Source organism: Nocardioides abyssi (assembly GCF_030412915.1).
GTDB classification, from domain to species: domain Bacteria; phylum Actinomycetota; class Actinomycetes; order Propionibacteriales; family Nocardioidaceae; genus Nocardioides; species Nocardioides abyssi.
In genome coordinates, this window is record NZ_JAUHJR010000010.1 from 1 (window position 1) to 13,367 (window position 13,367).

The 13,367-nt window shown below is 72.2% G+C and carries 10 protein-coding genes; all 10 read left to right on the plus strand.

The annotated features are described in order from the left end of the window. Positions 1–109: 109 nt before the first annotated feature. The 10 genes from QWY29_RS17735 (at position 110) to bar (ending at position 13,353) form a co-directional block, all read left to right on the plus strand. Positions 110–970: an FAD binding domain-containing protein gene (locus QWY29_RS17735; RefSeq protein WP_300962463.1), complete on the plus strand. Its 861-nt coding sequence runs from the start codon at positions 110–112 to the stop codon at positions 968–970. Positions 971–972: 2 nt separating this feature from the next. After that, positions 973–1,590 carry a (2Fe-2S)-binding protein gene (locus QWY29_RS17740; protein ID WP_336621850.1) on the plus strand — a complete coding sequence of 206 codons (618 nt, stop codon included), beginning with the start codon at positions 973–975 and terminating at the stop codon, positions 1,588–1,590. Beyond that, positions 1,587–3,989, plus strand: coding sequence for an aerobic carbon-monoxide dehydrogenase large subunit (gene cutA, locus QWY29_RS17745; protein ID WP_300962464.1), 2,403 nt, complete (start codon positions 1,587–1,589; stop codon positions 3,987–3,989). The genes QWY29_RS17740 and cutA overlap by 4 nt, the downstream gene beginning before the upstream one ends. Continuing rightward, complete coding sequence (locus QWY29_RS17750) at positions 3,986–4,651, plus strand: SRPBCC family protein (RefSeq protein WP_300962466.1); 666 nt, start codon at positions 3,986–3,988, stop codon at positions 4,649–4,651. The genes cutA and QWY29_RS17750 overlap by 4 nt, the downstream gene beginning before the upstream one ends. After that, positions 4,648–6,051: an amidase gene (locus tag QWY29_RS17755; RefSeq protein ID WP_300962467.1), complete on the plus strand. Its 1,404-nt coding sequence runs from the start codon at positions 4,648–4,650 to the stop codon at positions 6,049–6,051. The genes QWY29_RS17750 and QWY29_RS17755 overlap by 4 nt, the downstream gene beginning before the upstream one ends. 286 nt (positions 6,052–6,337) lie before the next feature. After that, positions 6,338–8,413: a hydantoinase/oxoprolinase family protein gene (locus QWY29_RS17760; protein ID WP_300962468.1), complete on the plus strand. Its 2,076-nt coding sequence runs from the start codon at positions 6,338–6,340 to the stop codon at positions 8,411–8,413. Next, a complete protein-coding gene (locus QWY29_RS17765) occupies positions 8,410–10,398 on the plus strand; it encodes a hydantoinase B/oxoprolinase family protein (protein WP_300962469.1) in 1,989 nt (662 codons plus the stop codon). Before QWY29_RS17760 ends, QWY29_RS17765 begins: the two co-directional genes overlap by 4 nt. 17 nt (positions 10,399–10,415) lie before the next feature. Beyond that, entirely contained in the window at positions 10,416–11,225 is an 810-nt protein-coding gene (locus QWY29_RS17770; protein WP_300962470.1) for an SDR family oxidoreductase, read from the plus strand. A 70-nt stretch (positions 11,226–11,295) separates the two neighbouring features. Further along, the gene (locus tag QWY29_RS17775) at positions 11,296–12,243 is read left to right on the plus strand and encodes a carbamate kinase (RefSeq protein ID WP_300962472.1); all 948 of its coding nucleotides are present in this window, start codon (positions 11,296–11,298) and stop codon (positions 12,241–12,243) included. Positions 12,244–12,246: 3 nt separating this feature from the next. After that, positions 12,247–13,353: a barbiturase gene (gene bar, locus QWY29_RS17780; RefSeq protein WP_300962473.1), complete on the plus strand. Its 1,107-nt coding sequence runs from the start codon at positions 12,247–12,249 to the stop codon at positions 13,351–13,353. Positions 13,354–13,367 lie beyond the last annotated feature (14 nt).

The window sequence follows — 13,367 nt, forward strand, 5'->3', positions numbered from 1 at the left end:
CTGCACGCCCCCGGGGCGCTCTAGCGCCCCCGGTCGGCCGGACGCGGCACCCCGCGTCCGGCCGGCCACCCCTCTCGGAACAAGCGACAAGGAAAGGCCGGCTCCCCACGTGAAACCCACGGCGTTCGACTACGCCCGTCCGGAGACGTTGGAGGAGGCGGTCCAGGCGTTGGGCAGCCACCCCGACTCCAAGGTGCTCGCCGGTGGCCAGAGCCTGGTGCCGCTCATGTCGATGCGGCTGGCCGCCCCGGCCCTGCTCGTCGACATTAACGGCCTGCCGGGCCTCGACCACGTCACCGCCGACGCCTCCGGCGTCCGGATCGGTGCCCTCGCCCGCCACGCGGACGTCCTGGCCTCCGCCGACGTACGCCGCGTGCAGCCCCTGGTCTCGCTGGCGCTCGCCAACGTGGCCCACCCGACCATCCGCAACCGCGGCACCACCGTCGGCTCGATCGTCCACGCCGACGCCGCCGCGGAGATGCCGATGGTCCTGCAGCTGCTCGGCGGCTCGGTCGACGTCGTCGGCCCCGCCGGCCGGCGCACCATCGCCGCCGACGAGCTCTACGTCGGTCCGCTCGAGTCGAGCCTGGGCCACGACGAGGTCGCCGTCGAGGCGTTCTTCCCCGCGCTGCCCGCCGGCTCAGGCGTGGCCTTCGAGGAGATCTCGCGCCGCCACGGCGACTACGCGATGTGCGGCGTGGCCGCCGTCGTCGCCGTCGAGGGCGACCGGGTCACCTCGGCCCGCGCCGGCTACCTGTCGGTCTCCGACGTGCCGACCGTGGTCGACCTGACCGACGCGCTCGCCGGCTCCGTCGACGACGCCGCGCTGGTCCGGGCCGCCGAGGCCGCCCTGGCGCAGCTCGAGCCGGAGACCGACATCCATGCCTCCGCGGCGTACCGCGCGCACCTGGCCAAGGTGCTCACCGCGCGCGTGCTGACCGCGGCCCACGACCACGCTCGGGAGGAGTGACCGTGGCTGAGAACACCGCTGGGAAGACCGCTGAGAAGATCCACGACGTCCGGCTCGAGGTGAACGGCGTGACCCACGCGGTCGCCGTCCCCGCCCGACGCCTGCTGTCCGACGCCCTGCGCCAGGAGTGCGGCCTGACCGGCACGCACGTCGGCTGCGAGCACGGTGTCTGCGGCGCCTGCACCGTGCTGGTCGACGGCCGTCCGGTGCGCAGCTGCCTGATGTTCGCCGTGTCCGCCGTGGGCAGCGAGATCACCACCGTCGAGGGACTGGCCGAGCCCGACGGGTCGCTCAACCCCGTCCAGCAGGCCTTCCGCGAGTGCCACGGCCTGCAGTGCGGCTTCTGCACCCCGGGCTTCCTGACCACGGTCACCGCCGGGATCAAGGAGAACCCCTGCCCCACGCACGACGAGGCGCGGGAGATGGTGGCCGGCAACCTCTGCCGGTGCACCGGCTACCAGAACATCGTCAAGGCGGTCGAGCGTGCGGCGGAGATCGCGCGCGGCGACGCGCCCGCGGCCGCCCCGCCGGAGGGTGACGACGGCGGCCTCGAGGCGGCGACCGGTGACGCCGAGGTCGCCCGCGACGACGACGCATCGACGACGGGACTGGGCGCATGAGCACGAAGCTGATGGGTGAGGCCGTCCAGCGGGTCGAGGACGACCGGCTGGTCCGCGGCGGCGGGCAGTACGTCGACGACATCGACCTCGGCGCGCTCCACCTCGCCGTGGTCCGCAGCCCCCACGCGCACGCCCGCATCCGCTCGATCGACGTCGACGCCGTGCTCGACATCGAGGGCGTCCACGCCGTGTGGACCTACGACGACCTCGACGGCGCGATGGCCGAGCCGCTGCCGCTGCTCATCCCGCACCCCACGCTGACCCACGGGCGCACGCAGTACGCCCTGGCCCGCGACGAGGTCAACTACGTCGGCGAGGCGATCGCGATCGTCGTCGCCGACGACCGCTACGTCGCCGAGGACGCCGTCGGCCGGGTCGTCGTCGACTTCGAGCTGCTGCCCGCCGTCGTCGGCGTCGAGGCCGCGCGCGCCGCCGAGAACCTCGTCCACGACGACGTCCCCGGCAACATCGCCGCCCGCTCGGTGCAGCAGAACGGTGACGCGGAGGCCGGGATCAAGGCCGCCCCGCACTCGCTGTCGCTGGACTTCGACATCGAGCGCAGCGCCTGCATGCCGATGGAGGGCCGCGGTGTCACCGCACGCTGGGACACCGCCAACGGCCGGCTCCAGGTGTGGACCTCCACGCAGACCTCGACCGGCGTCCGCGCCGCGGTCGCCGCGAAGCTCGGCCTCGACCTGCTCCAGGTCGACGTCATCACCCCCGACGTGGGTGGCGGCTTCGGCGTCAAGATCAACCACCCCTGGCCGGAGGAGCTGCTGGTCTCGCTCGCAGCGCAGCGGCTCGGTCGCCCGGTGAAGTTCACCGAGGACCGTCGCGAGCACTTCATCTCCTCCGCGCACGAGCGCGCGCAGCTGCACCACGTCGACGTCGGCTTCGACGACGAGGGCCGCCTGCTGGGCCTCGACGTCCGGTTCTGGCACGACCACGGCGCCTACACGCCGTACGGCCTGATCGTCCCGATCAACGCCTCGACCCAGCTGGTCGGTCCCTACAAGACCGGCCCCTACCGGGTCACGTTCGACTCGCTCTACACCAACACCGTGATCGTCACGCCGTACCGTGGCGCCGGTCGCCCGCAGGGTTGCTTCGTGATGGAGCGGACGATGGACGCGATCGCGGCGTACCTCGGCAAGGACCGCGCCGACGTCCGCGAGGTCAACCTGATCCAGCCCGACGAGTTCCCCTACGACCACGGCCTGGTCTTCCAGGACGGTCGCGAGACGATCTACGACTCCGGCGACTTCCCGACGATGCTGCAGAAGATCAAGACGCTAGTGAGCTGGGACGACTTCGAGTCCTACCGCGCCGAGATGGCCGCGCAGGGCCGCCGCGTCGGCATCGGCCTGGCGGCGTACGTCGAGGGCACCGGCGCCGGCCCCTACGAGGGTGCGCACGTCAACATCGAGAGCTCGGGCAAGGTCAAGGTCGCCACCGGCCTGACCAGCCAGGGACAGGGCCACCAGACGGCCTTCGCGCAGATCGTCGCCGACGAGCTGGGCGTGCCGTTCGAGGACGTCGAGATCACCACCGGCGACACCCGCCGGATGGCGTACGCCGTCGGCACCTTCGCCTCGCGCGCCGCGGTGATGAGCGGGTCGGCGATCCACCTCGCCGCCAAGCGCGCCAAGGAGAAGGTGCTGCGCCTGGCCTCCGACGCCCTCGAGGCCGACCCCGAGGACCTGCAGATCGTCGACGGCGTCGTCTCGGTCAAGGGCTCCCCGGGCACGTCGATCAGCCTGGGCACGGTCGCGGTGCTGTCCAACCCGCTGCGCTACGCCTTCGACGAGGCGTCCAAGGCCGCCACGCAGTTCTCGGTCGGCGACGCCAGCAAGCCGCCGGTCGCCGAGGACGACGAGCCGGGCCTGGAGGGCAAGGACTTCTACTCGCCGGTCCGCTCGACCTTCGCCTCCGGCATGCACGCCGTGATCGTCGAGACCGACCCCGACACCGCCGAGATCACGATCCTCAAGTACGCCGTCGTCCACGACTGCGGCACGGTCATCAACCCGATGATCGTCGAGGGCCAGATCCACGGCGGCGTCGCCCAGGGGATCGGCGGGGCGCTCTACGAGAAGATGGCCTACGACGAGTCCGGCCAGCTGCTCAACGCGTCCTTCATGGACTTCCTGATGCCCTACGTCACCGAGGTCCCGGACTCGATCGACATCGACCACCTCGAGACCCCGTCCCCGCTCAACCCCCTGGGCATCAAGGGCGCCGGCGAGGCCGGCGTCATCCCCGGGTCGGCCGCCATCGCGGCCGCCATCGAGGACGCCGAGGGGCTGCCCATCACCGCCATGCCGATCTCGCCGTCGGAGCTCTTCGAGCTCCGCGCGCAGCACGCCGTGGCCACCACGACTCCTGAGGAGACCCGATGAAGATCGCCGGTCAGAACACCATCGCCGCCCCCGTCGAGAAGGTCTGGGAGGCGCTGCTCGACCCGCGCGTCCTGGTCGCCACGATCCCCGGCTGCGAGCAGCTGCAGACCACCGGCGAGAACGCCTACGCCATGACCGTCAGCGCCGGCGTCGCCGCCATCAAGGGCACCTACAACGGCGCGTGCACGCTCTCGGACCTCCAGCCCCACGAGTCGCTGACCATGGGCCTGAAGGGTGCCGGCGCCCCCGGCACGATCGACGCGACCGTCGGCGTGCGCTTCGAGGCGCAGGGCGACCAGACGCTGCTCTCCTACGACGCGGACGCGGTCGTCGGCGGCATGATCGGCGGCGTCGGCCAGCGGATGCTCACCAGCGTCTCGCGCCGGATGGCCGCCGAGTTCTTCGGCAACGTCGAGAAGGTCATCGCCAACGGCCTGCCGGCCGAGGCCGCTCCCGCCGCTGCTGCTGCTCCTGCCGCCGCGACCGGGGGCGAGGTCGCCGCGGCCCCGGCCGCCGACCAGACCGTCTTCGCCCCCGCCCCGGCCGCGTCGCGCGGTGCGGCCGTCGGTGGGGACCAGTCGTTCCTCGCCGGCGTCGCCCTCGGGGGTGCGCTCGTGCTCGCCGGTGTCGTGGTGGGCGGGCTGCTGGGCCGTCGCCGATGACCTCGGTCCCGGCCCCGGTGTCGGTGGACTCGACCGCCCGGGAGATGGCCGCGGCGGTCCGCTCGCGGGAGATCTCCGCCCGCGAGCTGCTCGACCTGCACCTCGCGCGGATCGCCGAGCGCAACCCGCAGCTCAACGCGGTCGTCTCCCTCGACGAGGAGCGGGCCCGCGCCGGCGCCGCGGCAGCCGACGAGGCGCTCGCCGGTGGCGCGGAGGTCGGTCCGCTGCACGGCCTGCCGTTCGCCTTCAAGGACACCCACGCCGTGGGCGGGTGGCGCACGACGTACGGCTCGACGCTCCGTGCCGACCACGTCCCCGACGCCGACGAGCTGATCGTGGAGCGGGTGCGCCGGGCCGGCGCGGTGACGATCGGCAAGACCAACGTGCCGGAGTTCGCGGCCGGGTCGCACACGTTCAACAAGGTCTTCGGCACCACGCTGAACCCCGTCGACCCCTCGCGGTCGGCCGGTGGCTCCTCCGGCGGTGCCGCGTGCGCGCTGGCCTCCGGGATGGTGCCGCTCGCGGACGGCTCGGACATGGGCGGCTCGCTGCGCAACCCCGCGTCGTTCTGCGGCGTGGTGGGCATGCGGCCGAGCCTGGGCCGGGTCCCGGAGTGGCCGCTCTACAACCAGTGGGAGACCACGTCCGTCGGCGGCCCGATGGCCCGCAACGTCGCCGACCTGGCGCTGCTGCTGTCCGTCATGGCCGGACCCGACCCGCGTGCCCCGCACGCGCTCGGTGACCCCGGTGCGACCTTCGCGGACCCGGCGCCCGCCTCCCTGGCCGGGCTGCGCGTCGCGCTCAGCACCGACCTCGGGGGCGCCTTCGAGGTCGACCACGAGGTCGCCGGCGTCGTCGAGGCCACCGGCCGCGCGCTCGCCGGCGCGGGCGCCTCGGTCGAGGGTGCCCACCCCGACCTCGGCCTGGCCGAGGACACCTTCCGCACGCTGCGCGCCTGGCACTTCCAGGCCAAGCTCGGCGGCCTGCTCGCCGAGCACCCGGAGGCGTTCAAGCCGTCGCTGGCCGACAACATCCGGGCGGGGGAGTCCCTCACCGGGGCCGACGTCGCCCGCGCCTACCGCCAGCGCACGGCCCTCTCGGAGACGATGCGCGCGTTCTTCACGTCGTACGACGTGCTCGTGCTGCCGGTCTCGCAGGTGCCGCCCTTCCCGGCGGACCAGGAGTTCCCCTCGGCGATCAACGGCAAGCCGATGGAGACCTACCTGGACTGGATGCGCTCGGCGTACTTCATCACCGTCACCGGCTGCCCGGCGATCTCCGTCCCCGCCGGCCACACCCGCGACGGCCTCCCCGTCGGCGTGCAGCTCGTCGCCCCCCACGGCGCCGACCGCCGCCTCCTCGAGGTCGCCCGCGCCGTCGAGGAGCTCGTCAGCCCCTGACCCACGTCGCGCCTCCTCGGGCGCCCGGTATTGCTCTGGCCGCGAAGCGTGAGCATCCCAAGTAAACCTGGGATGCTCACGCTTCGCGGTCTCTGCATTGGCCGGGAAGCGAGCAGGATGGCCGCGAAGTGAGGACATCCCAGGATCACGTGGGATCCACGGCACTCCGCGGCCTGCCCATGACGCGACACGACGCTGACGTTGTGTTGAGTTGCCCAAGGATCGAAGATCTGTAGGCAGACGGTGCCGTCGTGCCAGGTGGTCTCGACCGCCTTGAATGTCCGTCATGACAGCGAGGCGGATGAGGATCGGCATCGACACCGGCGGCACGTTCACCGATGTCGTGGCCTTCGACGAGGACAGCGGTGCGGTGGTCACCACCAAGACCCCCAGCACGCCGGGGAACCCGGCCGACGGGTTCCTGGCGGGCATCGACAAGGTGCTCGACCTGGCGGGGGCGTCGTTCGACGACGTCGTCGCGGTCAGCCACGGCACCACGGTCGCGACCAACCAGCTCCTCGAGGGGAAGGTCGACGCGCTCGGGTTCATCACCACCGAGGGCTACGAGGCGATGCTCGAGATCGCCCGCCAGTCGGTGCCCGACGGCTACGGCAACTCCTACTTCTGGGTGAAGCCGGACCGCATCGTGCCCCGCGACCTGGTCAAGGGCGTCGGCGGTCGGCTCGACCACACCGGCGCGGAGATCCGCCCCTTCGACGAGGACGGCGCGCGCACCGTCGCCCGCTGGTTCAAGCAGCAGGGCATCGACACCCTCGGCGTGTGCTTCCTGCACGCCTACGCCAACCCGGCGCACGAGGAGCGGATGCGGGAGATCCTCCTCGAGGAGCACCCCGAGGCCGTCGTCTCGATCTCCAGCGAGGTGCTGCGCGAGTACCGCGAGTACGAGCGCTCGATGACCACCCTCGTCGACGCCGCGGTGAAGCCGAAGCTCTCCCGCTACGTCAACAACATCAAAGACCGCCTGGCCTCCCAGAGTGGCCGGACCATCCCGTTCTACGTGATGAAGTCCAACGGCGGTGTGCTCTCGGCCGACGAGGTCGTGCACCAGCCCATCACCACCGTGCTCTCCGGCCCGGCGGCCGGCGCGCTCGGCGCCGCGCTCATCGCGAAGGTCGCGGGCTTCGACAAGGTCCTCACCTCCGACGGTGGCGGCACCTCCACCGACGTCTCGGTCGTCATCGACGGCGAGCCCACGCTCACCACCGAGGGCAGCGTCGGCGTCTACCCCTCGAAGATCCCGATGATCGACGTCGTCACCGTCGGCGCGGGCGGCGGCTCGATCGCCTGGCTCTCGCCCGAGGGCACCCTCAAGGTCGGCCCGCACAGCGCCGGCGCCGACCCGGGCCCGATCTGCTACCGCAAGGGCGGCACCGAGGTCACGATCACCGACGCGCACGTCTTCCTCGGCCGGATCCCCCCGCACCTGCTCGGTGGCGAGATCCCGCTCGACGTCGACGCGGCGTCCGCGGCGATCCGCGAGCTCGCGGCCAAGCTGGAGATCACCCCGGAGGCCTGCGCCACCGGCATCCTCGAGATCTCGGCGTGGAACCAGGCCAACGCCCTGCGCCAGGTCACGGTCAAGCGCGGCCTCGACGTCCGCGACTTCACCCTCACCACCTTCGGCGGCTCCGGCTCGCTGCTGCTGTGCCGGCTCATGGACGTGCTCGGTGTGCCGACCGTCCTGGTCCCGCCGAACCCGGGCAACGTCTCGGCCTTCGGCCTGCTCACCGTGGACGTCAAGAACGACTACGTGCAGACCCACGTGGCCCTCCACGAGGACCTCGACCCGACCTCGCTGCAGGCGGAGTACGACGTGCTCGCCGAGCGCGCCGCCGCGGCGCTGGCCAAGGAGGGCTTCGCCCCGGAGCAGCACGTCTTCGTGCGCACCGCGGACGTCCGCTACTTCGGCCAGGCCTTCGAGGTGCGCGTCGGGGTGCCGGACGGGCCGATCACGGCCGAGTCCCTGCAGACCGTGGCGGACCGCTTCCACGCCGAGCACCACACGCTCTACGGCTACGACTTCGCGCAGGACCCGACCCAGCAGGTCGAGGTCGTCAACCTCCGCGTCTCCGGCGTCGGCCCGATCAAGCGCCCGGAGATCCCGAAGGCCTCCAGCGACCAGTCGGCGCCGCAGCAGACCGGCTCGCGCCAGGTGTGCTTCGACGCCGAGGACGGGTACGTCGACACGCCGGTCTACTGGCGCACCGACCTGCCCGCCGGCCAGGTGCTCACCGGCCCGGTGATCATCGAGGAGTTCGGCTCGACCGTGCCCATCCACCCCGGTTTCACGGCCCGGGTCGACGACTACGCCAACATCGTGGTGACGAGGAGCGACGCATGACCACCGACACCCACCCGGGCACCCCGTCGGGCACCTTCGCCGGTGCACCGGACCTCGGCAGCCGCCGGGCACCGACCCAGTTCCCCTTCGGGGCGCTGACCGACGACGCCGGCCGCAGCGCCGACCCGGTCCTCGTCGAGATCGTCCAGGGCTCCCTGGCCGCGGTCGAGCACGAGGTCGAGACGGCCATCGCGCGCACCAGCCGCAGCCCGATGATCCGCGACGCCCACGACTTCCGCGCGGGCATCCACGACCGCAAGCTGCGCAAGCTCACCGGGCGCTCCTACTCGGCGCTCGTGCACCCCGTGGCACGTGACTTCCCGCTGGAGGAGATGAAGGAGGGCGACGTCTTCTTCCACAACGACGTCTACATGTCCGAGGGCGGCATCGGCCACCTCCCGGACCTGTGCGTCACCGTGCCGGTCTTCGCCGGCCCGGAGGGCGACCGTCGCGTCGTCGCGTTCGTCCAGGCCTTCGGCCACCACGACGACATCGGTGGCGCCGTGCCGGGCTCGATGCCCTCGCACGCCACCAGCGTCTACGAGGAGGGCCTCGCGGTCCCCCCGATCAAGCTGTGGGACGCCGGCGTGCCGAACCGTTCCGCGCTGGCGATCATGACCCGCAACTCGCGCATGCCGGAGTCGCTGGCCGCCGACCTCGACGCCGAGTGCTCGGCCTGCCTCATGGGCGCCCGTCGCCTCGGTGAGCTGTTCGACCGCTACGGCGTCGAGACCGTCGAGGCCTGCTTCGACGCGATCATCGACCGCTCCACCGAGACCTACCGCCGCGAGATCCTCTCCAAGATCCCGGTCGGCACGTGGACGTGGGAGGACTACGCCGAGCACGACGGCGTCGACGACCCGCAGCTGCACACCCAGCGGATCACCCTGACCCGCACCGCGGCCGACGACCCCGACGGCGAGCGCCTGGTGCTCGACTTCGCCGGCACGAGCCCGCAGGCCAAGGGCCCGATCAACCACTGCGGTGACTACTCCGACGGCGTCTTCCTCAAGAAGTGGCTCGCGCCGATCCTGCGCAACCTCGCCGACACCCCCGAGCGGATGGCCGAGCTCGACGTCAACGAGGGCGTCGTGCCGCTCATCGAGATGCGGTTCCCGGAGAAGGGCACGCTGCTCACGCCGATCTTCCCGGCGCCGACCAACGCCCGCACCTTCGTCATCCTGCGCCTGCTCGGCGTGCTGGCCGGCGTGATCGCCAAGGCGGTCGACGGCAAGATGCCGGCCGACCAGGAGACGATCCGCTACACCGGTGTGTACGGCGAGGACCTCGACGGCCGCCCGTACCTCATGCGCGAGGTGCTCGGCGGCGGCTCCGGCGGTCGCTACTACGCCGACGGCGAGGACACCATCCACGTCGTCCCGGACAGCCGGAACCTCCCCACGGAGTTCACCGAGTCCCGCTTCCCGTTCATCGTCGAGTCGCTCAGCCTCGCGGTGGACTCCGGCGGCGCCGGCCAGTACCGCGGCGGCCTCGGCTACGAGAAGCACATCCGGATGCTCAAGGACGCCCACTTCATGTCGATCGCCGACCGGTCGATCCTGGCGTGCTGGGGCGTCAAGGGCGGCAAGGCCGGCACCCCGTTCCAGGTCGTCATCGACGCGGGCGGCCCGAACGAGCGTGAGGTCGACGCCCTGGCCGACGCCGAGGAGGTCAAGGCCGGCGAGGTCATCCGCATCCGCACCACCGGTGGTGGCGGCTGGGGCAACCCGCTGGACCGCGACCCCGCGCTCGTCGTCCGCGACGTGCGGTGGCGCAAGGTGTCCGCCGAGGCGGCGCTCGCCGACTACGGCGTGGTGCTGACCGGCTCGGTCGACGACGACACGCTGTCGTACGACGCCGAGGCGACCACCAAGGAGCGGGCCGGCCGGCCGGCGCCCGAGGTCGAGGACGCGTTCTTCGACCGCGGCCCGGGCTACGGGACGCTCGCCGGGGGCGCCGCCTCCGCGCAGGTCGACCACCTCTGAGTCGACCGGAAGCACTGATGAACGTCGCCGTCCTCGGCGGGACCGGCAAGACCGGTCGCGCCGTGGTCGCGGCTCTGGCCCAGGTGGGCGTGTCCGCACGCCCCCTGGGCCGTTCCGCGTTCCAGGACCTCCCCGCCGCCCTCGCCGGAGCCGACGCCGTCCACGTCGTCGCGCCCAACCTCCACCCCGACGAGCCGGCGTACGTCGCCTCGGTGCTCGAGGCCGCGCGGGCCGCCGGCGTCGACCGGCTGACCTACCACTCCGTCGCGTCGCCCTACGCGCCGGCGATGCCGCACCACCTCGGCAAGGCCGTCGCGGAGGACCTCGTCCGCCGGTCGGGCCTGCGGTGGACGGTGCTGCAGCCGTGCGCCTACGTGCAGAACTTCGTGCCGGCGCTGCGCGACCTCCCGGCTGCTCCCGAGGCCGGGGGAGAGCTGGCGGTGCCGTACGCCGTCGACACCCCCTTCGGGCTGGTCGACCTCGACGACGTCGCTGCGGCCACGGCGGTCGTGCTGACCACCCCGGGCCACGACGGCGCGACCTACGAGATCGGCGGCCCGGCGCTGGTGTCGGTCGCGGATGTCGCGGCCGCCGCGAGCGAGGTGCTCGGCCGGCCGGTCGCCGCGCGGCGTACCGATCCCGACGCCTGGCGCGGCGACGGCCTCGACGAGCGGGAGCGGACGTGGCTGCTGGCGATGTTCGCCTACTACGACGACCACGGCCTGCCGACCGGTCCGCTGCCGCTCACCGCGCTGCTGGGGCTCGTCGGGCGTGCGCCGCGGTCGGTAGGAGCCGTTCTGCGTCGGGACCTTGCTGGCACAAGTTGACATCGCTGCGGCGAGGGTTCGGTCGATCCGCACGATGAACGCAGGTGACCGCGCTCACTAGGTTCGAGGCATGAGAATCCTCCTCGCGCTGGGCGGCAACGCCATGACCTCGCCCGACGGCAAGGCGCGTCCCGAGGACCAGATCGCGGCCGCCGAGAAGGCGATGGAGGCCGTCGCGGCCCTCGTCGCCGAGGGCATCGACGTCATCGTCACCCACGGCAACGGTCCCCAGGTCGGCAACCTCCTCGTCAAGAACGAGGTCGCGGCCCACGTCGTCCCGCCCGTCCCCCTCGACTGGTGCGGTGCCCAGACCCAGGGCACGATCGGCGACATCCTCGTCAACGCCCTCGACCGCGCGCTCGCGCTGCGCGGCATCGCCCGGCCGGCCGCCGCCCTCGTCACGCGCACGCGTGTCGACGCCGACGACCCGGCGTTCGACAAGCCGAGCAAGCCCGTCGGCCGCTACCTGCCCGCCGACGAGGCCAAGAAGATGGTCGAGCACGGCGAGACCTGGGAGGACCGTGGCGAGCGGGGCTGGCGACGCGTCGTCGCCTCGCCCGAGCCGCTCGAGGTCCTCGACGCCGGCGCGGTCACCGCGCTGGTCGACGCCGGGTACGTCGTGGTCGCCAACGGCGGCGGCGGCATCCCGACCGTACGCCGCGGCGACGGCTCGCTGGCCGGCGTCGAGGCCGTCATCGACAAGGACCTCGGCGCGGCGCTCCTCGCCCGCGACATCGAGGTCGACATGCTCGTGATCGCCACCGACGTGGCGCACGCCGTCCTCAACTTCGGCACCCCGGAGGCCGAGGACGTCGGCGAGGTCACGCTCACCCAGATGCGTGAGCACGCCGCTGCCGGGCACTTCGCCGGTGGCTCCATGGGCCCGAAGGTCGACGCCGTCTGCCGGTTCGTCGAGCACTCCGGGCGGCCGGGGGTCATCACCGACCTCGGCACCATCGTCGCGGCCGCCAACCGCACCGCCGGGACGATCGTCGTCCCCGACCGAAAGGAAGCCTGACCCATGCCCAGCGCCATCGAGGTCCGCAAGGTCCCGATCCACTCCGTCGCCGACGCCTCCGAGCTCGCGAAGCTCATCGACGAGGGCGTCTTCGCGGCCGACCGCGTCATCGCGATCATCGGCAAGACCGAGGGCAACGGCGGTGTCAACGACTACACGCGGATCATCGCCGACCGCGCCTTCCGCGAGGTCCTCGTCGAGAAGGGTGCCCCGGCCGACCAGGTCAAGCAGGTCCCGATCGTGTGGTCCGGCGGCACCGACGGTGTCATCAGCCCCCACGCCACCATCTTCGCGACCGTGGACGTCCCCGAGGACGACCCGACCCGCCAGGAGCAGCGCCTGACCGTGGGCTTCGCGATGAGCGAGCCGATCCTCCCCGAGGAGATCGGCTACGTCGCGATGATCAAGAAGGTCGCCGACGGCGTGAAGGTCGCGATGGAGCGGGCCGGCATCTCCGACCCCAAGGACGTCCACTACGTCCAGACCAAGACCCCGCTGCTGACGATCCACACCATCCGCGACGCGCACAGCCGCGGCAAGGAGGTGTGGACCGAGCACACCCACGAGTCCATGGACCTCTCCAACGGCGTCACCGGCCTCGGCATCGCCGTCGCCCTGGGCGAGATCGACATGCCGACCGACGCGGACGTCATGAAGAACCGCGACCTCTACTCCGCGGTGGCCTCCTGCTCCTCGGGCGTCGAGCTCGACCAGGCCCAGATCGTCGTCGTCGGCAACGCCACCGGCGTCGGCGGCCGCTACCGCATCGGCCACTCGGTCATGAACGACGCCCTCGACCAGGACGGCATCTGGAACGCCATCAAGGACGCCGGCCTCGACCTGCCCGAGCGCCCGCACCACACGGACCTCGACGGCAAGCTCGTCAACGTGTTCCTCAAGTGCGAGGTCTCCGGCGACGGCCAGGTCCGCGGCCGCCGCAACGCCATGCTGGACGACTCCGACGTGCACTGGCACCGCCAGATCAAGGCCACCGTCGGCGGCGTGACCGCTGCGGTCACCGGCGACCCGGCGGTCTTCGTCTCGGTCTCCGCGGCCCACCAGGGCCCCGACGGTGGCGGCCCGGTCGCCGCGATCGTCGACCTCGGCTGAACCAGCGACACCTG

Excerpts from the sequence above, each read along its gene's own strand:
- QWY29_RS17755 (WP_300962467.1), top strand. The coding sequence starts at position 4,648 with ATGACCTCGGTCCCGGCCCCGGTGTCGGTGGACTCGACCGCCCGGGAG.
- QWY29_RS17760 (WP_300962468.1), top strand. The coding sequence starts at position 6,338 with ATGACAGCGAGGCGGATGAGGATCGGCATCGACACCGGCGGCACGTTC.
- QWY29_RS17775 (WP_300962472.1), top strand. The coding sequence starts at position 11,296 with ATGAGAATCCTCCTCGCGCTGGGCGGCAACGCCATGACCTCGCCCGAC.
- QWY29_RS17770 (WP_300962470.1), top strand. The coding sequence starts at position 10,416 with ATGAACGTCGCCGTCCTCGGCGGGACCGGCAAGACCGGTCGCGCCGTG.
- cutA (WP_300962464.1), top strand. The coding sequence starts at position 1,587 with ATGAGCACGAAGCTGATGGGTGAGGCCGTCCAGCGGGTCGAGGACGAC.
- bar (WP_300962473.1), top strand. The coding sequence starts at position 12,247 with ATGCCCAGCGCCATCGAGGTCCGCAAGGTCCCGATCCACTCCGTCGCC.
- QWY29_RS17765 (WP_300962469.1), top strand. The coding sequence starts at position 8,410 with ATGACCACCGACACCCACCCGGGCACCCCGTCGGGCACCTTCGCCGGT.
- QWY29_RS17750 (WP_300962466.1), top strand. The coding sequence starts at position 3,986 with ATGAAGATCGCCGGTCAGAACACCATCGCCGCCCCCGTCGAGAAGGTC.